Annotated in this window: 25 protein-coding genes; 13 read left to right on the top strand and 12 right to left on the bottom strand. The window is 68.5% G+C overall.

Going from position 1 to position 21,994, the window contains the following annotated elements; translation table 11 throughout:
• A partial coding sequence (locus DDE10_RS17775; protein WP_490156903.1) for a calcium-binding protein occupies positions 1–643 on the top strand: 643 nt, incomplete at its 5' end.
• A gap of 88 nt (positions 644–731) precedes the next feature.
• Here the strand turns inward: DDE10_RS17775 and DDE10_RS17780 are convergent.
• The 3 genes from DDE10_RS17780 to DDE10_RS23915 form a co-directional block, all read right to left on the bottom strand.
• Complete coding sequence (locus DDE10_RS17780; RefSeq protein ID WP_114954141.1) at positions 732–1,760, bottom strand: methyltransferase; 1,029 nt, start codon at positions 1,758–1,760, stop codon at positions 732–734.
• Between the two features lie 124 nt (positions 1,761–1,884).
• Complete coding sequence (locus DDE10_RS17785; protein WP_114954142.1) at positions 1,885–2,280, bottom strand: VOC family protein; 396 nt, start codon at positions 2,278–2,280, stop codon at positions 1,885–1,887.
• Positions 2,281–2,652: 372 nt separating this feature from the next.
• Positions 2,653–2,811: a hypothetical protein gene (locus DDE10_RS23915; protein WP_284734763.1), complete on the bottom strand. Its 159-nt coding sequence runs from the start codon at positions 2,809–2,811 to the stop codon at positions 2,653–2,655.
• Here DDE10_RS23915 and DDE10_RS23920 point away from each other — a divergent pair.
• The 5 genes from DDE10_RS23920 (at position 2,762) to typA (ending at position 8,510) form a co-directional block, all read left to right on the top strand.
• The gene (locus DDE10_RS23920; RefSeq protein WP_284734748.1) at positions 2,762–3,040 is read left to right on the top strand and encodes a MarR family winged helix-turn-helix transcriptional regulator; all 279 of its coding nucleotides are present in this window, start codon (positions 2,762–2,764) and stop codon (positions 3,038–3,040) included. The two genes, DDE10_RS23915 and DDE10_RS23920, sit on opposite strands and share 50 nt — an antisense overlap.
• Before the next feature lie 132 nt (positions 3,041–3,172).
• Positions 3,173–3,970: a calcium-binding protein gene (locus DDE10_RS17795; RefSeq protein ID WP_162806708.1), complete on the top strand. Its 798-nt coding sequence runs from the start codon at positions 3,173–3,175 to the stop codon at positions 3,968–3,970.
• A gap of 104 nt (positions 3,971–4,074) precedes the next feature.
• Positions 4,075–5,283: a DUF418 domain-containing protein gene (locus DDE10_RS17800; protein WP_284734749.1), complete on the top strand. Its 1,209-nt coding sequence runs from the start codon at positions 4,075–4,077 to the stop codon at positions 5,281–5,283.
• Complete coding sequence (locus tag DDE10_RS17805) at positions 5,280–6,251, top strand: glycoside hydrolase family 5 protein (RefSeq protein WP_114954146.1); 972 nt, start codon at positions 5,280–5,282, stop codon at positions 6,249–6,251. Before DDE10_RS17800 ends, DDE10_RS17805 begins: the two co-directional genes overlap by 4 nt.
• A gap of 426 nt (positions 6,252–6,677) precedes the next feature.
• Positions 6,678–8,510 carry a translational GTPase TypA gene (gene typA, locus DDE10_RS17810; RefSeq protein WP_114954147.1) on the top strand — a complete coding sequence of 611 codons (1,833 nt, stop codon included), beginning with the start codon at positions 6,678–6,680 and terminating at the stop codon, positions 8,508–8,510.
• Between the two features lie 159 nt (positions 8,511–8,669).
• Here the strand turns inward: typA and DDE10_RS17815 are convergent, their stop codons facing one another.
• Together DDE10_RS17815 and DDE10_RS17820 are read right to left on the bottom strand one after the other, a co-directional pair.
• Positions 8,670–9,509, bottom strand: a complete 840-nt coding sequence (locus tag DDE10_RS17815; RefSeq protein ID WP_284734750.1) for a DUF4253 domain-containing protein — start codon at positions 9,507–9,509, stop codon at positions 8,670–8,672.
• 39 nt (positions 9,510–9,548) lie between these two features.
• Complete coding sequence (locus tag DDE10_RS17820; protein ID WP_114954148.1) at positions 9,549–9,950, bottom strand: EVE domain-containing protein; 402 nt, start codon at positions 9,948–9,950, stop codon at positions 9,549–9,551.
• A 59-nt stretch (positions 9,951–10,009) separates the two neighbouring features.
• Here DDE10_RS17820 and DDE10_RS17825 point away from each other — a divergent pair, with 59 nt between their 5' ends.
• Together DDE10_RS17825 and DDE10_RS17830 are read left to right on the top strand one after the other, a co-directional pair.
• A complete protein-coding gene (locus DDE10_RS17825; RefSeq protein WP_162806709.1) occupies positions 10,010–10,528 on the top strand; it encodes an SH3 domain-containing protein in 519 nt (172 codons plus the stop codon).
• Positions 10,529–10,821: 293 nt separating this feature from the next.
• Positions 10,822–11,514: a cell wall hydrolase gene (locus DDE10_RS17830; protein ID WP_114954150.1), complete on the top strand. Its 693-nt coding sequence runs from the start codon at positions 10,822–10,824 to the stop codon at positions 11,512–11,514.
• A gap of 54 nt (positions 11,515–11,568) precedes the next feature.
• Here the strand turns inward: DDE10_RS17830 and DDE10_RS17835 are convergent, their stop codons facing one another.
• Positions 11,569–12,147 (bottom strand): alpha-ketoglutarate-dependent dioxygenase AlkB, encoded by a 579-nt coding sequence (locus tag DDE10_RS17835; protein ID WP_114954151.1) that lies wholly within the window; start codon positions 12,145–12,147, stop codon positions 11,569–11,571.
• A gap of 75 nt (positions 12,148–12,222) precedes the next feature.
• Here DDE10_RS17835 and panB point away from each other — a divergent pair, with 75 nt between their 5' ends.
• The 5 genes from panB to DDE10_RS17860 all read left to right on the top strand — a co-directional run bounded on the left by panB (position 12,223) and on the right by DDE10_RS17860 (position 17,213).
• The gene (gene panB, locus DDE10_RS17840; RefSeq protein ID WP_114954152.1) at positions 12,223–13,098 is read left to right on the top strand and encodes a 3-methyl-2-oxobutanoate hydroxymethyltransferase; all 876 of its coding nucleotides are present in this window, start codon (positions 12,223–12,225) and stop codon (positions 13,096–13,098) included.
• A gap of 129 nt (positions 13,099–13,227) precedes the next feature.
• Positions 13,228–13,974, top strand: coding sequence for a tetratricopeptide repeat protein (locus DDE10_RS17845; RefSeq protein ID WP_114954274.1), 747 nt, complete (start codon positions 13,228–13,230; stop codon positions 13,972–13,974).
• Positions 13,971–15,290: an outer membrane protein assembly factor BamB family protein gene (locus tag DDE10_RS17850; RefSeq protein ID WP_114954153.1), complete on the top strand. Its 1,320-nt coding sequence runs from the start codon at positions 13,971–13,973 to the stop codon at positions 15,288–15,290. The genes DDE10_RS17845 and DDE10_RS17850 overlap by 4 nt, the downstream gene beginning before the upstream one ends.
• Positions 15,291–15,354: 64 nt before the next feature.
• Entirely contained in the window at positions 15,355–16,704 is a 1,350-nt protein-coding gene (der, locus tag DDE10_RS17855) for a ribosome biogenesis GTPase Der (protein WP_114954154.1), read from the top strand.
• A gap of 77 nt (positions 16,705–16,781) precedes the next feature.
• A complete protein-coding gene (locus DDE10_RS17860; protein WP_284734751.1) occupies positions 16,782–17,213 on the top strand; it encodes an Hpt domain-containing protein in 432 nt (143 codons plus the stop codon).
• Between the two features lie 65 nt (positions 17,214–17,278).
• Here the strand turns inward: DDE10_RS17860 and DDE10_RS17865 are convergent, their stop codons facing one another.
• The 6 genes from DDE10_RS17865 to DDE10_RS17885 form a co-directional block, all read right to left on the bottom strand.
• Entirely contained in the window at positions 17,279–18,514 is a 1,236-nt protein-coding gene (locus tag DDE10_RS17865; protein ID WP_114954155.1) for a DUF418 domain-containing protein, read from the bottom strand.
• A gap of 74 nt (positions 18,515–18,588) precedes the next feature.
• Positions 18,589–19,380, bottom strand: coding sequence for a proteasome-type protease (locus DDE10_RS17870; protein ID WP_114954156.1), 792 nt, complete (start codon positions 19,378–19,380; stop codon positions 18,589–18,591).
• Positions 19,377–19,553 (bottom strand): hypothetical protein, encoded by a 177-nt coding sequence (locus tag DDE10_RS23550; protein ID WP_162806710.1) that lies wholly within the window; start codon positions 19,551–19,553, stop codon positions 19,377–19,379. The genes DDE10_RS17870 and DDE10_RS23550 overlap by 4 nt, the downstream gene beginning before the upstream one ends.
• An 82-nt stretch (positions 19,554–19,635) precedes the next feature.
• Positions 19,636–19,890, bottom strand: a complete 255-nt coding sequence (locus DDE10_RS17875; protein ID WP_114954157.1) for an acyl carrier protein — start codon at positions 19,888–19,890, stop codon at positions 19,636–19,638.
• Positions 19,891–20,057: 167 nt separating this feature from the next.
• Positions 20,058–21,080, bottom strand: a complete 1,023-nt coding sequence (locus tag DDE10_RS17880; RefSeq protein ID WP_114954158.1) for a GGDEF domain-containing protein — start codon at positions 21,078–21,080, stop codon at positions 20,058–20,060.
• Entirely contained in the window at positions 21,080–21,991 is a 912-nt protein-coding gene (locus DDE10_RS17885; protein ID WP_114954159.1) for a flagellar motor protein MotB, read from the bottom strand. The genes DDE10_RS17880 and DDE10_RS17885 overlap by 1 nt, the downstream gene beginning before the upstream one ends.
• Positions 21,992–21,994: the final 3 nt, after the last annotated feature.

Here is a 21,994-nt window from a genome sequence, read left to right on the forward strand (position 1 = left end):
CGCCGGCGCGGACCGGATGTCGGGCGGGTTCGGCAACGACACCTATGTGGTCGACCATGTCGACGACCAGGTGACCGAGCTCGCCAACGAAGGCGCCGACCGGGTCAAGAGCTCGATCAGCTACTCGCTCGGAGCCCATGTCGAGAATCTCTACCTCACCGGACGCAAGGCGATCAACGGCACCGGCAACGATCTCGCCAACAAGATCGTCGGCAACAAGGGCTCGAACACCCTTCGGGGTGAGGAGGGCAAGGACTTCCTGGTGGGCGGTGACCGGTTCGACCGGCTGTACGGCGGCGAGGGCAGTGACCGACTCGAAGGCGGCGCCGATGCCGACCGCTTCTACTTCGACACCGCGCTCGCAGCGACCGATGTTGACACCATCCTCGACTTCGCCGGAGGCGAGGACAAGATCCTTTTGGACGATGCGATCTTCCGGGCCTTGCCGGCCGGAGCGCTGGCCGAAGACGCCCTCGCGATCGGCAGTACGGCCACCACGGCGGCTCATCGCCTGGCCTACGATCCCACCAGCGGGACCTTGTTCTACGACGCCGATGGAGTCGGCGGAGCGGCGGCCGTCCAGTTCGCCGTGCTGGACAATCTCCCGCCCTCGATCGCCGCAACCGACTTCATCATAATCTGACGATGGCATCCGGCTGATGTCAGGATCTCAGCCGCAGCATGACGAACTCAGGAACGCGAATACAGCCGTCCTCCGCCGAACTTGCCGGCTATACCGCCACCGCCTCGACGATGCTGAGCGAGGTCGGTGTCGGCGTGATCTTGTCCAGAGCGAAGCCGGTCTGCTCGAGCAGGTTCCTGAAATCCGAGGCCCTGCGCTCGCGGCCGCCGGTCATCACCAACATGTTGAGATCCATCAGATAGCCGGGATGCGGCTGAACCCGCTTGGGGAGTACGGTCTCGAAGATTGCCAGCCGGCCACCCGGGAGGATCGCCCGGCGGATGCTGGCGAGGATCTCGGCGGCCTGGTCGTCGGCCCAGGCGTGGAGCACGAGCTTGAGCAGATAGAGGTCGCCACCCACCGGGACGCTCTCGAAGAAATTGCCCGCCACCGCTTCCATCCGGGTGCCGGCGAGCGACGGCCTCACCGGCGCGACGATCTCCTCGAGGTCGAACAGGATTCCGCGCGCGGCCGGCTGCTGCTGGAGCAGGCCGGAAAGCAGGCTGCCGCGACCGCCGCCGACGTCGATCGCCCGCTCGAACGGCGGCAGCCGGTGCGCGCCGAGCAAGGCGGCCTCCATGCTCCGCGTCGTCGCGCCCATCGCCTCGTCGAGCCGCCGGCCGCTCTCGGGATGGACCTGCAGATAGTCGAGCAGCGGCATTCCGTACTGGCCGTCGAAAGCCGGGGTGCCGTTGCGCAGGCTTGTCTCGATCGCCCCCCAGGCGGCGTAGGGCTCGGCGCCGAACATGATCTCGACATAAGCGCGCGGGGAAGAAGGGTGGTCGCTGCGCAGGAGCCGCGAAAGCGCGGTGTGCGAATAGAGGCGGTCGGCGTTGCAGGCGACGATCCCGGCCGCGGCCAGGGCGTCGAGCAGCCGCCGAAGGCTGTCTGGATCGGTGCCGGTGCGGGCGCCGATCACCTCGGCGGGAAGCGGCTCTTCCTCGAGCGCGTCGGCAAGGCGAAGGCGGGCCGCTGCCCATAAGGCGCGCGACAGCCACAGCCCGGTGGCGATCTGCACGATCGCTTCCCAAGGATCGGAAGGGCTGGGTTCGACGTCGGTCCGTGCAGGCTCGCTCATGACGATCGCGCACCTGGACGCCGCGCGGACGGCGCCGGAGCCTGATGCGACCGCCGCGGCGCCCGGTGCGACGCGCCGGGTTGCCCGGCGACGGAGATGACGGGCGCCGCGACGAAGCGGCGGCTCAGTCCCGCTTGGCCTCGGCGATCGGATGCTCGCTCATCAGGCCGAGGAGATTGCCTTCGCTGTCCCGGCAGATGGCGAGCCAGATGTTGAGCTGGCCCACCTGGGCGATGCAGTGGGCCGGTTGCTCGAAGACGATCCCGGTGGCGGCGAGCGTCTCTTGGGCGGCGGCGGCATCGTCGACCGCATAATAGAGGATCGAAGCCGAGGCGGTCTCCGGCCCCTCGGGGCGGCTCAGCATCAGCCGGGTCTCGCCGCACTGAAAGAAGGACAGGCCAGGCGGGGCATCGAAGAGATGGGTGAGGCCGAGCTGCTCGCCGTAGAAAATCTTGGCCCGATCGAGGTCTCTGACGGGGATCGCCACCTGGGCGAGATGGGAGGCCTGGATTAACGGCATCGTTCCTGCCCTCCGGCTATCTGTTGCACTGCGAAACAATTAGCATAGCTAATTGGCTTGTGCAACAGAGAGGCACACAGGATGGCTGCGCGCGCTCCTGATGCACGGCAGCGCCTGCTACGCCGGAAGAGCCAGCAATTAGTGTGTCTAACTATTTGGACGAGCTAAAGAGCGGGATCCCTACCTTCGCCTCACTTGTCTAGGGCTCCCAATTCGACCCGGCCGGACGCCTTGCGGTGTGATTGGGACCGCGCGTCGCGTCTCGCCAAGACGTATCCCCTCTGCTAACGCTTGCGGGCAGAAATAGTTAGTATGACTAAATGTTAATATGACCAGCGACCGATCCGAAACCCGAGATGTGGCGACGCGTCTTCACTCCGCCTCGATCAGGCTTCTGCGAAGCTTGCGCCGCGAGGATGACGGCAGCGGGCTTTCCGCGCCAAGGTTGAGCGCCCTGTCGGTGGTCGTTTTCGGTGGGCCAATGTCGCTGAACGCCTTGGCCTCGGCAGAACAGGTGCGGCCGCCGACCATGTCCCGCATTGTCGATGCCCTCGTCGAGGGCGGCCTCGTCACCCGAGAGGCCGAGCCTGGCGACCGCCGCAGCGTCCGCATCACCGCCACCGCCAAGGGCGTCAAGCTGATCGAGGCCGGTCGCGATCGCCGGGTGCAGGCGCTCGAGAAGCGCCTCGCCGCCCTTTCCGAGAGCGAGCGGCGCATGCTCGGATGGGCCGCCGAGCGGCTGGAGCGGCTGTTCCGCTAGGCAGCACGAAGCCGGTCTATGGCGTGGCGCGTCGGGATGACCTGATCCGCCGGGACGGCGATGGCGGGCGCGACGACGTCCGCCCAGGTATCGACGACGTAAGTGTCGTCGCCCTTGCCGCGGCATGACATTGTGCGAAGCAGCGCCAATTTCGTCCTGCCCGACCATGTCGAGGATCTGGTGCTGACCGGCGCCGGCAACATCAAGGCCACCGGCAACGGCCTGGACAACGCGGTCACCGGCAATGCCGGCAACAACATCCTCGACGGCCGCGGCGGCGCCGATGTGATGAAGGGCGGCAAGGGTCATGACCGCTACGTCGTCGACAATGTCGGCGACCAGGTGATCGAGGAGGGGAGCAGCGGCAAGGACGTGGTCGAAAGCTCGGTCAGCTACCGGTTGCCGACCCATTTCGAGGAATTGTACCTCACCGGGACCTGGAGCAAGGACGGCACCGGCAACTCTGCCGACAACAAGCTGGTCGGCAATATCGGCCACGATAAGCTGAATGGCCTGCGCGGCGAGGACCGGATCGACGGCGGCGCCGGCAACGACATGCTCTATGGCAGCGAAGGCGACGACGTCCTGATCGGCGGGGCGGGCAAGGACAAGTTCCTGTTCAACAAGACCCCCGGCACCGGCGAGCTGAACGCGGGCGTCGACGACATTCTCGATTTCTCGGTCACCGACGACCTGATCTACCTCGCCAACTACGCTTTCGCCGGCATCGGTCCACGGGGCACCTTGGCCGCCTCCGCCTTTCACAAGGGCAGCACGGCCGCCGACGCTTCCGACCGCATCATCTACGACCAGGCCAGCGGCAACCTCTTCTACGACCGCGACGGCATCGGCGCCGCGGCGCAGATCTTGTTCGCCACCATCGACCCGGGAACCCTGCTCACCAACGCGGATCTCGTCGTCTACGGATAGATAGAGCCGCAGTGCCGCTCCGGCCGCTACATCGCCTGCGGATTCGGGGGTGCTTGCTAGCAACCAGTTCCGTATGTTAGCGCTAACGCTGACCGGCGCCGCCTATGAGCCCGGCGGGGGAGGGTGCCGACATGCACGATCCGGCGAGACTGGAGCTGGTCGACGGCCTGCGCGGCTTCGCGCTTATGGGGCTATTCCTTGTCCACGCCGTCGAGCTGTTCGAGCTCTATTGGCTCGATCCGCAGCCGGATCCCGCCTTCGCCTGGACGATGGCCGCGTTCGCCGGAAAGTCCTTCGCTTTGTTCGCGCTGTGCTTCGGCCTCAGCTTCTTCATCATCATGGACCGAGCCCGCGCACGCGGCGTCGACTTCACCGGCCGCTTTGCCTGGCGGCTCGCCATCCTGCTCGGCTTCGGCCTCCTGCACGGCCTCGTCTATCGCGGCGAGATCCTCCAGGTGCTGGCGCCCCTGGGCCTGCTGCTGCTCGTCTTCGATCGCATCCGCGACAACCGCATCCTGCTGGTGCTCGCGGCGATCGTGCTCGCCCAGCCGATCCTGGCGCTGCGCATCGTCGCAGCCCTGGACGGCGCCGCCTGGGCGCTGCAGCCGCCCTTCTTCACCGTCGAGCCGACCCTCGTCATCGCCGCGACCGGCAGCTTCGCCGACATGCTGGCGGTCAATGCCGTCTCCGGGCAGCTCGGCAAATGGTCCTTCTACCTGGAGACGGGCCGCATCGCCGAGATCGTCGGCCTGTTCCTCGTCGGCCTCGTGCTCGGACGGATCGGCTTCTTCGCCCGTCCGGATGAATTCACCCGGCCGCGCCGCATCGTCCTCGCCTTCGCCCTGGTCCTTTCCTTCCTCCTCGCCTGGAGCAAGCCCGCCTTGCTCGAGCTGCTCCCGCCCGATCCCGCCGCCGCGCGCCAGAATCTGGACTGGATGGTGACGAGCTGGCTGGCACTGGCGGTGATGACGGTGCAGGTCCTTGTCTTCGTCGAGCTCTATCTCTCCGTCGGCCGCCCGGTCCTGCGCCGGCTGGCGCCGATCGGCCGGATGACGCTCACCCTCTATGTCGGCCAGTCGCTCATCTTCGTCCCGGTCTTCTACGGCTTCGGCCTCGGCCTCTACCGGACGATCACCGAGCCGCAGGCGCTCGCTCTCGGCATCGCCGCCTTCCTCGCGCAGATCGCCTTCGCCCATTGGTGGTTCGCCCGCTTCCATTACGGGCCGCTCGAATGGCTGTGGCGCGTGCTCACCTATCTTCGCGCCGGCGTTCCGTTCGTGAAGCGAGCCGCCGCGCAGGAGGCCGCGGCATGAGCACCCTGCGCCGGCTCCTTGCCGCTTGCCTGGTGGTGCTGGCCCTTGCCGGGGCCACGATGGCTCGTGCCCAGACCCCGGTCGAGCGGCACGGCCAGCTGCGCGTCGAGGGCAATCGCATCCTCGGCGCCGACGGCCGCCCGGCGGTGCTGCGCGGCATGTCGCTTTTCTGGAGCCAGTGGAAGGGCGGCTTCTACAACGCGGATGCGGTGCGCTGGCTCGCCGAGGACTGGCGGGTAGACGTGATCCGGGTCGCGGTGGCGGTCGAACCGGGCGGCTATCTCGCGCATCCGGAACGCGAATGGCGCAAGGCCGAGCGCGCGATCGAGGCGGCGATCGGTGCCGGGCTCTACGTCATCGTCGACTGGCATGCCCACAACCCGCATCCCGAGGCCGCCGCCGCCTTCTTCGAGCGCGTCGCGCAGCGCTGGGGCGACCGGCCCAATCTCATGTACGAGACCTGGAACGAGCCGCTGCCCGACCATGGCTGGGCCGAGGTGGTGAAGCCCTATCACGAGGCCGTCATCCCGCGAATCCGCCGGCACGATCCCGACAATCTCGTCGTCGCCGGCGTGCCCTCATGGACCCAGGACGTCGACGTCGCCGCGCGCGATCCGCTCGCCTTCGCCAATGTCGCTTATGCCCTCCATTTCTATGCGGGCACCCACCGCCAGGAATTGAGGGACAAGGCGCAGGCCGCGCTCGACGCCGGTGCCGCCTTGTTCGTCAGCGAATGGGGCACCACCAACGCCGACGGCGACGGCCCGGTCGACGTCGAGGAGAGCCGCCGCTGGTGGGACTTCATGGCCGCCAACCAGCTCAGCGACCTCAACTGGTCGATCAACGACAAAGATGAGAGCTCGGCCGCCCTGCGCCCTGGCGCCTCCCGCCGCGGCGGCTGGCGCGAGGGCGACCTCACCGAATCCGGTAGGCTGGTGCGGGCGCGCCTGCGCACGCTGGCGCGGTAAAGCGCTCCCCACGGCCATTCCGGCGCAAGCCGGAACGACGCGATCCAGTCTATGTTCTTGACTTGTTCCGGCTTTCATGGCATGGGCATTTACGGCCCTCACCGCGTCGCGGAGCGCTTGTTCATTGACATTGTTGGGCTGAAAACCAGTCGGGCGGCGCGGCGGCGCTGTGCGCTTATGACCGCCACACCGAGCCGTCCTGTATTTCACTGTCTCGTTCAAGGGGTGCACTCCAAGCGAGCGCGGCCCGCGTTTAAAATTGACGAAGTTGACGACCCCCAGGGAGTCGACAAGCTGGTCGCCACGACGCCTCCGCGCCCCCGCCTCCTCACACGAATGGCCGTTCCGCTTCTTCGCCCCTTGTTGCAGCGCAGCATCGCCGCTATATGCCGCGAACTTTTTCCCGATCCCGAGAGTTGAACCCAGATGAGCCTGCGCAACGTGGCGATCATCGCCCACGTCGATCACGGCAAGACGACCCTTGTCGACCAGCTGTTCCGCCAGTCCGGCACCTTCCGCGACAATCAGCGCGTGGAGGAGCGGGCGATGGACTCGAACGACCTCGAGAAGGAACGCGGGATCACCATCCTCGCCAAGTGCACCAGCGTCGACTGGACGCCCGAAGGCCGCGAGCCGGTGCACATCAACATCGTCGACACACCGGGCCACGCCGATTTCGGCGCCGAGGTCGAGCGCATCCTGTCGATGGTGGACGGCGTCATCCTGCTCGTCGACGCCGCCGAAGGGCCGATGCCGCAAACCAAGTTCGTCACCGGCAAGGCGCTGGCGCTGGGCCTGCGGCCGATCGTCGTCGTCAACAAGATCGACCGGCCCGACGCTCGGCCCGCCGAGGTGCTCGACGAGGTGTTCGAGCTGTTCCTCAGCCTCGACGCCAATGACGAGCAGCTCGATTTCCCGACCCTCTATGCGAGCGGCCGCGCCGGCTATGCCGGCCGCAGCGACGACGTCCGCTCCGGCGACCTGACCCCCTTGTTCGAGACGATCGTGGACCATGTCCCGCCGCCGCGGCTCGACGCCGAGGGTCCGTTCAAGATGCTGGCCACCCTGCTCGACCGCGATCCGTTCCTCGGCCGCATCCTCACCGGCCGGATTGAGAGCGGCACGCTCGACCTCAACATGCCGATCCGGGCGATCGACGTCGACGGCCAGTCGGTGGAAGAGGGTCGGGCGACCAAGGTGTTCGCCTTTCGCGGCCTCGAGCGAGTGCCGGTCGACAAGGCGCAGGCGGGCGACATTGTCGCCATTGCCGGCCTTGCCAAGGCGACGGTGTCCAACACCATCGCCGATCCCGGCCTGACCCAGCCGATCCGCGCCCGGCCGATCGATCCGCCGACGCTCGCCATGACCTTCGCGGTCAATGACAGCCCCTATGCCGGGCGCGACGGCGACAAGGTGCAGAGCCGGGTCATCCGCGAGCGCCTGCAGCGCGAGGCCGAAGGCAATGTCGCCATCCGGGTCACCGAGACCGCCGAGCGCGACGCCTTCGAGGTGGCGGGCCGCGGCGAGCTCCAGCTTGGCGTGCTCATCGAGACGATGCGCCGCGAGGGTTTCGAGCTGTCGATCAGCCGCCCGCGCGTCCTCTTCCGCGACGGCCCGAACGGCCGCGAGGAGCCCTATGAGACGGTTGTCATCGACGTCGACGACGAGCATTCGGGCACGGTCGTCGAGAAGATGGCGCAGCGCAAGGCCGAGATGACCGACATGCGTCCCTCCGGCGGCGGCAAGACCCGCTTGACCTTCTCGGCGCCCTCGCGCGGCCTGATCGGCTATCATGGCGAGTTCCTGTCCGATACCCGCGGCACCGGCATCATGAACCGCCTATTCGACCGCTACGGCCCCTATAAGGGCCCGATCCAGGGCCGGCAGAATGGCGTCCTCATCTCCATGGAGAAGGGCGAGGCGGTCGCCTACGCGCTGAACGCGCTCGAGGAGCGCGGCATTTTGTTCATCTCGCCGGGCGAGGCGCTCTACGAGGGCATGGTGATCGGCGAGAATGCCAAGCCGCAGGACCTCGAGGTCAATCCGCTGAAGTCGAAGCAGCTCACCAACTTCCGCGCCTCCGGCAAGGACGAGGGCATCCGCCTGACGCCGCCGCGGCGGATGACGCTCGAACAGGCGATCGCCTACATCCAGGACGACGAGCTGGTCGAGGTCACGCCCAAGGTGATCCGCATCCGCAAGCGCTATCTCGACCCCCACGAGCGCAAGCGCCAGTCGCGCAAGCCCGAGGCGGCCTAAGCTTCCTCTTTCCCGCCCGTCCTCTCGACGTCATCCCAGCGCAAGCTGGGATCTCAATGCCTTGCGGGCGCGGCGAACATGGGAAATGAGATCCCGGCATTTGCCAGGATGACGAGAAGGGGAGGGTGACGGTCCGGTCTCCTGGAGCGGACTCCCCCCTCAATCCCACCAGAAGTACCACCAGTCCGAGATCATCAGGATGGCGGCGAGGGTCGACAGGTCGCCGGCGCCCTGGAGGACGACGTCGGGACAATAGACGAAGAATTCGCGCGCCAGAGCGAGCGCCTCGTCGCGGGTCGTTGGTCTGCGCGCCACGCGCAGCTCGATCGTGTCGCCGTTCATCGCGACGAGCTCGGCGCCGAACCTTGCCCGCCAGCTTTTCAGCGCCGCGACATGATATTCGCTCGGCAGGCACTCGTTCCAGCCGCCCCAGTGGAACAGCGCCGGGATCTCGGCGCCGTCGCGCGCCGGCAGGCGCAGGAAATTGGCTCGGGGCAGCGGCTCGCGATCCGTCGCGCGCCAGGCGAGGCAGGGCCCGTCATTGGGCGCGACGTCCTCCGGCTCCGGCCATTGCCCGAGCGGCGCCTCCAGCTCTTCCTCCAGGTCGGGAACGGGATCGCCGAGGACCGCGCACAGGCGCTCCAGCTCGTACCGCCGCCGCTCGGAGAAACAGCGCGGAACCTCCAGCCCGGCGGCCGTCTCCAGCATTTCCGCGACCGTGCGCTCGTCCTGGCTCCATTGCTCGGCCAGCCTGATCAGGCCCTCGTCGTCGCCGACCAGGAGCGGGTAGCCGCCGCCGTCCGTGCGAAGCCGGCTCCAGGTCGACATTGCGTCCTCGCCTCTTACCTGAAGGCGCTCGAACGGCAGCGCCTCGACGAGCATCCGGTCCCCCTCCGACAGGGGATCGCCGGGCATGCGATCGCGCCACGATTCGCCCTCGATGCCGCTGCCGAACTGCGACAGCAGCCGCTGGAGCCAGTCCGCCTTGGCGTCGCTCACGCTGCCGGGCGCTCCGGCGCCGCCGCGATGCCGCCGCGGCTACGCACCCGCCATCTCCAGCAGCTTGCGCCATTCCTCGTCGCGCACCGGTGCCACCGACAGGCGCGACTGGCGGATCAGCTCCATCTGCGCGAGCGCCGGCTCGGCCTTGATCTCCTTCAGCGTCACCGGCCGGGCGAGCGGCCGCACCGGCTCGACCCGGACCGAGACCCAGTCATTGTCCTTGGGATCGGGCTGGCCCTCGCGGACGATCCGCATGATCCCGACCACCGCCTTGTCGGCCATGCTGTGATAGAAGAAGGCCTCGTCGCCCGCCTTCATCGCGCGCAGGTGAAGCCGCGCGGCATTGTTGCGCACGCCGTCCCATTCGGTGCCGCCGTCGCGGACGAGGTCCTGCCAGCTGTAGGAGGTCGGTTCCGATTTCATCAGCCAATAGGCCATGTTGCTTGCCTGCTCCGTTCCTATCGCCTTTGCCGGACTATCCCGTTAGAGGATCGGCCATGAGGGCTCAATCATGGTCGATGGCCGGATGGCCGCTGCTGCTGCTCGCTGCCTGCGGCGAGCCGGCGGTGGTGAACGAGACCGGCCAGGGCTCGACCACGCCGCCTTATGTGCGCGCCGAGACCAGCCCTTCCTTGCTCGCCGATCTCGTCCAGCCCGTCCGCGTCGGCGAGCTCGGGCCGAGCTTCGCCGCCTGCAACGCCCGCGGCGCCACCCGCGACCGCGTCACCGGCGGACCGGTGCCGGTGCGGGCGGCGCCGTTCGAGCAGAGCGACGTCATCGCGCAGCTGGCCGGCGGATCCGAATTCTTCATCTGCTCGCGCACCAACGATCAGAGATGGTTCGGCATCGTCTATGACGAAGGCGGTCGGGCGACGGACCGCTGCGGCGTCTCCAATCCGATCCCGTCGCGGCGCAACTATCAGGGCCCGTGCGCCGCCGGCTGGATTCCGAGCGCCTCGGTGCGGCTGATCTCGGGCGTGCCGCATCAGCTTCCAGTTGACGAGTCCGCCAACTGATTGAATTCGGCGACGAACCGAAAAGGTTCCGCAGCTCATCGCTTCATCCGCCCCGCCCACCGACTCCGGCCGCCGCCGGGGTTGAGCCGAAGCGATCGATCGGCCATCTGCCCAATCACTGAGAGCGAGCGGGAGCCGCCACAGCCCGAACGGGTGTCGCGCCGACAGGGCGCGACGTGGATCGCGGGGAGCGATCCGCACCGGCGGGCGGCGGCCAAGCCAGACGGGGAAGCCTTGAGCCGGAATGCATCCGCATCCGCCGGACCAGCCAACCGCATTTGAAACGGAACTAGATGATCCGCAAGGTTCGGGTCGCGGGCATTGCCGCGGCTGCCATGATCTTTGCCGCGGCAGCGGCTTGGGGTGATCCGCTGCAAGCCGGCGCGGGCGACGCGCCGACGGCGAGCGTCCACTTTCTCGACCATGCCGGCGCCGACGTCGAGGTCAGCGATCTCGGCCTCAACGACGTCGGCGGCTCCGCCACGACGTCGGATCGCGAGCTGAGTGCCGATGTCCGCATGGCCGTCGACCATCTGTTCGGCCTCGCCGATGCCGGGCTGCCGCAGCCCCGCAGCCTCGGCGAGCTCGTCCAGTCCTTCGCCGACGTCGAGACCGCGGGGCGCGAGCAGGATTGCCTCGCCAGCGCCGTCTATTTCGAGGCGCGCGGCGAGCCGATCGAAGGCCAGCTCGCGGTCGCGGAGGTCGTGCTGAACCGGACCCGCTCCGGCCGCTACCCGGGCACGATCTGCGAGGTTGTCACCCAGCCCTGGCAATTCTCCTTCGTACGCCGCGGCATCATTCCCGCCGCCAACCGCCAGTCCGAGGCCTGGCGCCGCGCCGTCGCCATCGCCCGCATCGCCGAGATCCGCGCCAGCCGGCTGCTTCCCGAGAACGTGCTTTGGTATCATGCCGACTATGTGAGCCCGAGCTGGGGCCGCCGTCTCGCCCGCAATACCAAGATCGGGCTCCACATCTTCTACAGCTGATCGGGCGGCGCATGCCGTTCCCGGAGGGCCGCCGTCTCGCGACGGCGGCCCTTCTCATGCGGGCGTCCGCATCGTCCTCAGCGTGATCGAGTAGCGCAAGGCGGCGACCGGCGGGATGCTGTGCTCCCACTCGCTCCGCGCGGGCCCGCGCAGCAGATAGGCCGAGCGCGGCGCCGTCGTCTGCGTGAACCTCTCCCATTTGTCGCCGCGCCGGCGCCGGAAGCGCAGCGGCGCGGGCGCGCCCAGCGAGATGCCGATGACGTCGTCGAACACCGGCCGGTCGCGGTGCCAGCCGAGCGCGGCGCCGACATCATATTCGATCAGCAGCGCATGCTCGAACGCCTCGGGCTCCACGCCGGCGAAGACGGCGGCGCGGGCGCGCACCGGCAGCAGCCATTCCGGCATCGGCTCGGCCTGCGCCAGGCCGCTGCCGTCGAACCGGTAGGCCCAGCCGAACGACACCGTCCGCCGCTTGCCGATGAAACCCTGGAACTCGAACGGCTTGAACGGCAGCGCCTCGAGATGGCGGATCAGCATGCTCTCCTCGTCGCCGGAGAGGAAATCCGGCTGGTAGCGCAGGCCTTCCGGCACGGCCGGGTCGGCACCGAACAGATCCGCCTGCAAGAGGTTCATGCTTCCCCAACGCGCGGCCGCGCCAACCGGCTGCGCCTTTTGCCACCGTGCGCGCGATCGGCTAATCCCGTTGCCATGTCCACCTACACGATCGACACCGCCACCAGCCGGGCGACGCCGACGCCCGCGCCGATGAAGCGCCTGACGGCTCCGGCCATCCTCGCCCGCAAGGGCGGCGAGCCGATCGTCGCGCTGACCGCCTACACGATGCGGATGGCGCAGCTGCTCGATCCGCATTGCGACCTGCTGCTCGTCGGCGACAGCCTCGGCCAGGTCATTTACGGTCTCCCCTCGACCATTCCGGTGAGCCTCGAGATGATGAGCGCCCATGCCGCGGCGGTGGTGCGCGGATCCTGGCATGCCCTCGTCGCCGTCGACATGCCCTTCGGCTCCTACGAGGAGAGTCCGATGCTGGCCTTCCGCAATGCCGCCCGGCTGCTCAAGGAAACCGGCGCCGCCGCGGTCAAGCTCGAGGGCGGCGAGGCGATGGCCGAGACCATCGCCTTCCTCGTCGCGCGCGGCATTCCGGTGGTCGGCCATGTCGGCCTCACCCCGCAGGCGGTGAACGCCCTGGGCGGCTACCGGGCGCGCGGCCGCGACGATGCCGAGGCCGACAAGATCCTCGCCGACGCCCGCGCCGTCGCCGAGGCCGGCTGCTTCGCCCTCGTCCTCGAAGGGGTGATGGAGGAGATTGCGGTGGAGGCAACCCGGGCCGTGCCCTGCCCGACCATCGGCATCGGCGCCTCGGCCCGCTGCGACGGCCAGATCCTGGTCACCGAGGACATGATGGGGCTGTTCGAGCGCACGCCGCGCTTCGTCAAGAAATATGGCGACCTCGCTTCGGAGATCGGCGCCGCGGCGAGCGCTTATGCCGAGGAGGTCAGGCGCCGCGCCTTCCCGACCGAGGACCAGACCTACCGCGCCCGGCCGGACTCCCCCGCCGGGACGTGAGGCCTTTTCCTTCGCCCGAGCCGCCGGTAAGGAGCGCAGGGAGCGCGTCCTCACCGCCGGTAAGGAGCGCAGGGAGCGCGTCCTCGGGCGGGCGGGCGAAAGGCTCCCCTTTGAATTTGGAGAATGGGTTTGGCGATCAAGCCGAATGAGTCCGACACGTTCCTGAGGGAAGTGGACGAGGAGCTGCGCAAGGAGCGGCTCAACCATTTCGTCGCCCGCTACGGCTGGTGGATCCTCGCAGCGATCGTCCTCGTCCTCGCCGCGATCGGCGGCTATTTGTGGTGGCAGCATCGCCAGCAGGTCGAGGCGGGCCGACAGGGCGCCGCCCTGCTCGATGCGCTCGACAGCCTCGAGAGCGGCAACCGCGCCGCCGCCGCGCCGAAGGTGGCCGAGCTCGCCCAGAGCAATGTCGAGGGCTACCGCGCCGCCGGCCTGTTCGCCCGCGGCACCGCCGAAGCCGAGGCCGGCAATGCCGCCGCCGCGGCGGCGACGTTCAAGTCGATCGCCGACAATGGGGACTTCGCGGAGCCCTACCGGCAGGCCGCCCTCGTCCGCCAGACCATGCTCGAGTTCGACCGTCTCCAGCCGCAGGCGGTGATCCAGCGGCTCGGGCCGCTCGCCCGCCCCGGCCAGGCCTGGTTCGGCACCGCCGGCGAGATGGTCGCGGTCGCGCATCTGAAGATGGGCCGCGCCGACCGCGCCGGGCCGCTCTTCGCCCAGATCGGCCGCGACGAGAGCGTTCCGTCCTCGATACGTACAAGGGCCATTCAGATGGCCGGGTCTCTAGGAGTCAATGCGATGCCGGAAATCCCGGCCCCCGGTGCAGCGGCGCAGGCGCCGGCCGCTCCGGCCGAAACGAGGGAAAAAGCCGAATGAAGCGTGCCATCATTGCGCTGACCATCGCCAGCCTGCTGTCCGGATGCGGACTCTTCGGCGGCCGGCGGGGGCCGACCACGCCAACGGTGGGCGAGCGCAAGGCCGTCCTGGCGCGCGAAGGCGCGGTCGAGGCCGATCCGGCTTTGGCCGACATCCCGGTGACCGTGCCCGGCCCGTTCGTGAACCCGGACTGGCCGCAGCCCGGCGGCAATCCGTCCAAGTCGATCGGCCATATCGCGCTCGGCGACAGTCTCAGCCAGGCCTGGAGCGTCAGCATCGGCGAAGGCAGCAGCGCCCAGGCGCGGCTCGCCGCCGAGCCGGTCGTCGCCGACGGCCGCATCTACACGATCGACACGCGGGCCACGGTCCGCGCCTTCGACGCCAATACCGGCGCCGTCTTGTGGTCGACGCAGGTCCGCGGCGAGAATTCGCCGAGGGAGACCCTGTTCGGCGGCGGCGTCAGCTTCGACGGCGGCCGGATCTACGCGACCAACGGCGCCGGCGATGCGGCCGCGCTCGACGCGGCTACCGGCGCCATCCAGTGGATCGTCAAGCCCGGCGGCCCGCTCCGCGGCGCCCCGACGATCGGCAACGAAAACGTCTATGCGGTGAGCCAGGACAACCAGCTCTACGCGCTCAACGCCGCCGACGGCGAGACCCGCTGGACCGGCTCGGGCTCGTTCGAGCTCGCCGGTGTCTTCGGCGCGGCCTCGCCCGCCTTCGCGCAGAGCACCGTCGTCGCCGGCTTCTCCTCGGGCGAGCTCACCGCCTATCGCTACGAGAACGGCCAGGTCGTCTGGCAGGACGCGCTCGCGCGGACCGGCGTGAGCACGATCGTCGGCAACATCTCCGACATCGACGCCGATCCCGTCATCGACCAGGGCCGCGTCTTCTCGGTCGGCCAGGGCGGCCGCATGGTCGCGGTCGAGCTGATCACCGGCCAGCGCGCCTGGGAGATCAACATCGCCGGCATCTCGACGCCCTGGGTGGTCGGCGACTGGGTCTACGTCGTCACCGATCAGGCGCAGCTGCTGGCCGTCGCCCGCGCATCGGGCCGGATCCGCTGGATCTCGCAACTGCCGCGCTATCGCGATCCCGAGGATCGCGAGGGGCCGATCTTCTGGCGCGGACCGGTCCTCGCCGGCAACCGCCTGATCCTGACCAGCTCGCGCGGCCAGATCGCCTATGTCTCGCCCAGCGACGGCACCATCCAGTCGACCACAGAGGCGCGGACACCCTTTTCGCTGCCGCCGGTCGTCGCCAACAACACGCTCTACGTGCTCGACGACGGCGGCCGCCTGACCGCCTGGCGTTAGCGGGAGGCAGGGCAGTCCGCCCCCCTCGGTTGACCGCCCCCGCGCGAGCGGGCAGGGGGCCGGCATGTCCAAGAAGCCGACCGTCGCGATCGTGGGCCGGCCCAATGTCGGCAAGTCGACCCTGTTCAACAGGCTGGTCGGCAGGAAGCTGGCCCTGGTCGACGACCGGCCGGGGGTGACCCGGGACCGGCGCGAGGGCGACGCCGTGCTGCTCGGCCTCGAATTCCGGGTGATCGACACCGCCGGCTACGAGGACGAGGATCCGCAGACGCTTCCGGGCCGGATGCGCGCCCAGACGATCGCCGCGGTGCGCGAGGCCGACGTCGCCTTGTTCCTGACCGACGCGCGCGCCGGCACGACTCCCCTCGACGAGGAGATCGGCCGCTGGCTGCGCTCGGAGACCACCCCGGTCATTCTCGCCGCCAACAAGGCGGAAGGACGCGCCGGCGAGGCCGGAATCCTCGAGGCCTATGGCCTCGGCTTCGGCGATCCGATCCCGCTCAGCGCCGAGCATGGCGAGGGCGTCGTCGACCTGTTCGAGCATCTGCGGCCCCATGTCGAGCGCGAGGAAGACGAAGAGGAAGTCGCGGAGGAGGACGAGGCCGAAGGGCCGCTCAAGCTGGCCATCGTCGGTCGGCCCAATGCGGGCAAGTCGACCCTGATCAACCGCATCCTCGACCAGGAGCGGCTCATCACCGGCCCGGAGGCGGGCATCACCCGCGATTCGATCGCCATCGACTGGGAATGGGAGGGGCGGCCGGTGCGGCTGATCGACACGGCCGGGATGCGCAAGAAGGCGAAGGTCGAGGACAAGCTCGAGCGTCTCTCGGTCGCCGACGCGCGCCGCGCCGTCGATTTCGCCGAAGTCGTGGTGCTGCTGCTCGACGGCACGCGCGGCCTTGAGGCGCAGGATCTCAGGATCGCCTCGGACGTGCTCGACGAAGGCCGCGCCCTCATCGTCGCGATCAACAAATGGGACGTGGCCCAGGAGCCGAGCAGCCTCTTCAACGGCATCAAGGCGGCGCTCGACGAGGGACTCTCCCAGGCTCGCGGCGTGCCCTTGCTCACCGTCTCCGGGATGACCGGCAAGGGCATCGACTCGCTGCTCGCCGCCGCATTCGAGATCAGGCAGGCCTGGTCGCGGCGGGTCTCGACCGGAATCCTCAACCGCTGGTTCAGCGACGCCGTGGCCCAGAACCCGCCGCCGGCGCCGGGGGGAAAGCGGATCAAGCTTCGCTACGTCACCCAGGTCGGCACCCGGCCGCCCAGCTTCGTCATCTTCGGCAACCGCACCGACCTCCTGCCGGAAAGCTATCGTCGCTATCTGGTCAACGGCCTGCGCCGCGAGCTCGACTTCGGCGCAGTGCCGGTGCGGCTGACGATGCGCAATAGCCGCAACCCTTTCGAAAAGTGACGGCTTCGCGGATGTAAACGCGCTGTTTACCAGTGAAGGTTACGTTCCGGAATGCGCGGCGCGGCAAGGAACGTACCATGGAGAACGCTCCTCGAACTTTGATAGATTGGGCCGAATTCGCCCGCATGCGCTCGATGCTCGGCGCCGACTTCATCCGCATCCTCGGTTATTTCCGGGAGGACGGTGAGAAATCGGTCGTGCGCATCGAGGATGCGATGCACCGGCGCGACGCCGCCGCCTTGGTCATCCCCGCCCACACGATGAAGACGGAGGCGCGTCAGTTCGGCGCGCGCCCGCTCGGCGATCTTGCCGAGGAGATCGAGCATGCCGGCCGCCGCGCCGTCGAGTCGCGGCATTTCCCGGACGACATCCTGCCGCAGGTGGTGGCGCTGCGTCAGCTCTATCGCGACACGATGGCCTTGTTCGAGCAGGAGACCAACCCGCTCGTCGCCCGCCGCCCGACCTTCGGCCGCGCCGCGCCGAGCAACCAGGAATTCGGCCGGCTCTGATCCGGCGCGCCGGGTGCCGCTCAGCCGGTCGCGGCCGGTGCCGGCGCGGAGTCCCAGGACAGACTCTACCGCATCGGTTCCAGCCGCCAGCGGGCGAGCGAGCGCCACAGCCATTCGAACGGGCCGTAGCGGAAGCGGTCCAGCCACGGCTTCGACCAGAGCAGCATCAGCGCCCAAAGGGCGACGACCGGGATCCACAACTGGATCCGGCTCATCGTCCCATAGAGGCCGAAGCCGTAGCCGTAGAAGATCGTGGTCATGATCAGGCTGGTGCCGAGATAGTTGGTGAAGGCGGCGCGGCCGGCCGCCGCGATGCGTTCGACCAGCGCGCCGCCGCGCCGGGACAGGAGGATGATGAGCGCGGCATAGGCGACCACCATGACCGGACGGAACGGCGTCGTCGCCGCCATCTCGATCAGGAAGATGCTGGGGATGTCGAAGCCGCTGCGGACCGCCAGCCAGGCGAGCAGGGCGTAGGCCGGCACGCCGAAAGCGAGCCCGCCGAGGGCGACCCGGCGATAGGCAGCCAGGCTCCATTCGCCCTTGAAAAAGCCGCTCTTCAACGCGGCCATGCCGAGAAGCATGTAGCCGAGCGTCTCCCAGCCGAACATCAGGACCCCGGTGAACGGCTCGATCCCGCGCTCGCCGATCCGGTTGGCGACCAGCCCCGACCAGCTGCCTTGATGGAGGGCGAGGTTCTGCGAGATCGCCGGCGCGCTGCCGCCGAAATCTCGTTCCAGCGCCTGCCACTGGCGAACCATCTCCGGATCCGGAACCGGCGCGGCCGCGGCCTGTGCCAGCATGGAGATGCTGCCGGCGAGGAGCAGGAAGACCAAGGTCTGGATGGCCACGAGGCCGAGGCCCAAGGCGACGAGGCCTCGTACGGATTGGTCCCGGAACAGATAGAGGACGAGGCCGACCAGCGCGTAGCCCGCCAATATGTCGCCGAACCAGATGAAATAGAAATGGGCCAGGCCGAACAGGAGCAGCCACAGCATCCGCCGGTAATGCGCCGCCGCCGGCGAAACGCCGGCCGCTTCCGCCCGCTCGATCACCAGCAACGTGCTCGCCCCGAACAGGAAGGAGAAGAGCCCGCGCATGCGTCCGTCGACGAACACGAAGCTGAACACCCACGACCAGAAATCGGCCGCGCCTTCCAGGCCGTAGGCGGTCGGGTCCATATAGGCCTGGAAAGGCATGGCGAAGGCGACGATGTTCATCGCCAGGATACCCATCACCGCCACGCCGCGGACGATGTCCAGGCTGGCGATCCGGGGCGCGGGCTCGGTAGCGGCGGTCATTCCGTTCCCTTGCGGAATGCGAGGGCGGAAAGTCTATCCCAATCGCCGCGTCCGCGACAGGGGCCGGGAGGCGGTCAGGGCCGCAGGCGGGCGACGCTCCCCGCGGCCGGTACGTGCCGGCCGGGGCTCATGAACCAGGGATCGGGAATGGCGGCGGCGCCTTCGCCCAGAAGCCGCGACCATCGGGCCGAAAGCGCATCGAAATAGGCATCATCCTCGCCGATCCGCTCCTCGATGACCGCCTCGTCCGCGGCGGCGGGAACGACGACCAGGTCGAGCGGCCGCGCGACCGAGAGGTTCGATCGCATCGCCGAATCGAACGAGAGCAGGCCGATCTTGACCAGAGCGGGCAAGGCCATGTCGCGGCGGACGACCCGGTCGAGGATCGGCCGGCCATATTTGGTCTCGCCGATCTGGAGGAAGGGCGCGTCCGGCTTGCACTCGATGAAATTGCCTTCCTCGTAGATCAGGAACAGGCGCGGCGGCGCGTCGCCGATGCGACCGCCGAGCAGCAGGCACGATCCCGCCTTGCGCGCCGGCGCCAGCGCCTCGCTCACCCAGCCGTTCGCGCGCCGCAGCGCCTCGCCGGCAATGCGCGCGGCCTGGAACATCGAGCGCGCCTCGGCGAGGGGCCTGGCAAGCCGCTCGCCCGCCTCCTCCTCCTCCTCCTTCTCGACGAGCAGGGCGATCGCCGCCTGGGTGGCGGACAGATTGCCGCAGCTTGCCGCGAAGATGTCCCGCTCGCCATCACCGACGAGACGATGGAGCTTGCGATAGGAGGAGACGTTGTCGACGCCGCCGTTGGTGCGGGTGTCGGCGATCATCACCAGCCCGGCATCGGCAAGAAGGCCGAGCCCGTAGGTCATTGTCCGGCCCCTCCGGGCCGCGGCGCCGGCGATGCGCCGCCATGAAGCTTCTCGAGATAGAGCTCGGTCATGGCATAATGGAACTGGACGGCGACCGGATCGGTCGAACGCTGGGCCAGCTCCACCTCCTGCTCGGCACGCTTCTGGTAATAGTCGCCATCCTGGCTGGACATGATCGGGACCTCCGTGCGTCGAAGGCCTTTCCATCCTCTCCCGGCCGCGCGCGCGGCGCTGTCCGCCCCTGCGCGTCGACCGTCACGCCGCGACCCTGGGCCGGGCCCGGCATTTCTCGCGGACCAGCCGCAGGGCGTCGCCGAAGCGGGCACAGCCGAGCGCCTCGTCCTCCGTCACGGCGACGTCATAGGCTTCCTCTATGCTCATGGTGAGCTCGACGAGGTCGAGCGAATCGGCGCCGAGATCGTCGCGGAACGAGGCCCATTCCGTCACCGCGTCGGCGGGTATGGCGAGCTCCCGTGCCACAAGCTGACGAAGCTGTTCGACGTCCATCATGGCCGGCCCTGACGTTACGCTGCTCTGCAGCATAAGCTGACCCAATCACGGCAGGGGTCAAGGCATTTGAACGGCCACGTGAATTCTTCACGGAGGAAAGGACGGGCTTCGCACCTGCAGGAAGGAGTCCGCCCGGCCCTGGGGTAGGCCGGCCCCGTGCGCGGCGGCTATTCGCTCGGCTCGAAGCGGATCTGGTCCCGGCCCGCTTTCTTCGCCTCGTAGAGCAGCTCGTCGGCCCGATTGAGCGCCCGCGTCGTTCCCTCGGGGCTGGCCGCAATGCCGGCCGAGAAGGTGATCTGGCCGATGCGCTCGCCGGTCGTGCGCAGGACGAAGTCGCTGCGGTTCATGGCGCGGCGGGCATCGTCGACCAGCTCGGCCGCCTGGGCCGGGCTCATCTTCTCGAACAGGATGACGAATTCCTCACCGCCGAGGCGGGCGACCATGTGGCCGCCGCAGAATTTCTCCAGCCGCCGCGCCATCATCTTGAGCACGCGGTCGCCGACGGCATGGCCGTGGGCGTCGTTGATCAGCTTGAAATGGTCGAGGTCGCAGATGGCGAGCGAGACCGGCGCGCCGGCGGCGTCCAGCTCCCGGCAGCGATCCTCGAAGGCGCGCCTGTTGGCAAGCTTGGTCAGCGGATCGCGCCGGGCCTCCTCCTCGACCTCGCTGAGCTGTTTGCGAAGCGTTCGGGTCTCGCTCTCCGCCTGCACCAGCCTCTGCTCGGCCGCGCGAGTCCGCTCGATGATCACGCCGGTCAGGCGGAGCAGGCTGTCGAGACCGTTCTCCTTCCCGGTCTCCTTGAGCGCTGCCGCCCCCTGCTCCAGGTCGCGGCCGTAGCTCTCCGTCTCCGCGCGCGCCTGCTCGACGGTCGAGGCGAACTGCTCGATCAGCATCCGCGCTGCCGCGAGCGCCGACTCGTCGACCGGCTCTGCAAGGCCGCTGCGGCTGGCGACGATCCCGTAATCCTCGCGCAGCCGGTCGGCCTCGGGCTGACTGAGCCGGATCCCGTCGCTGACCAGCTTGCGCACCTCGCGCGACATCGCGGAATCGCTGTCGACGATCAGCTGGTAGACGAGGCTGTAATTCTCCGGGCTGGGGACCAGTCCGTGCTTCAGCAGGAACTTGCCGATCCGCTCGTAGAGGCGCTGGTGCGTGAGCTCGCGCGTGGCGGGTTGGACGATCTTCAGCATCAGCTCCGATCGGTTCGCGGCGGTTCGACCTGAGGCGCCGCTTCGCCGCGCCGCCAGGCGAGGGTGATGGAAATCCGGCGGTTGCGTGGGTCGTAACGGTCCTGCGGGACGTAGGGGTCCCGCTCGGCGACCCCCTCGATCCTTGCGAAACGCGACACCGGGATGCTCGCGCCGTGCAGCGTGGCTCGGGTCGCCTCCGCCCGCGCCGTCGACAGCATCCAGTTGTTCATCGTCCGGCCCGCGGCATAAGGAAGAGCGTCCGTATGGCCCCGTATCACGATCTCGTTGGGCAATCCCGCGATCACCTGCGCGACCTCCTGCACCAGTCGCCGCGCCTCTGGAAGCAATTGTTCGGTGCCGACCCTGAACATCGAGAAATCGGCTTCGTCCATCAAGTCGATGCGAAGGCCCTCATCGTCCTCCGAAAAGCGGATATGGCTCGCCAGGCGGCGGAGTTCGGGCGTGGCCTGGATGCGACGCATGAGTTCCTGGCGCAGTTGCTCGAAGCGCTCGCGGTCTTCGGACCGGGGCGCCTCGCCTTCCCTGAGTCCGCCGGTCGAGTCGCGCGGAATGACGATCGCCCGCGAACCGGTCTGGGCGGCGCGATGCGGGTAATTCTCGGCGGCGACGATCGAGTCGCCGCCCATGATCCCGTCGGAGCCGGCGCTGTTCTGGCGGTATTCGATCAGGGTCGGTGTGAAATAGTCGGCAAGGCCCTTGCGCTGGTCCTCGTCGGTCGAGCCGAGCAGCCACAGCAGCAGGAAGAAGGCCATCATCGCCGTGACGAAGTCCGCATAGGCGATCTTCCATGCGCCGCCATGATGGGCGTCGTGATTGTCCGCCACGATCTTCTTGACGATGATCGGCCGCGGCTCGGGCTCGTTGCGGCCGCGCCGCGCGCTCGTCGCCATGGC

This window comes from Sphingosinicella terrae (assembly GCF_003347635.1).
Taxonomy (GTDB): Bacteria; Pseudomonadota; Alphaproteobacteria; order Sphingomonadales; family Sphingomonadaceae; genus Allosphingosinicella; species Allosphingosinicella terrae.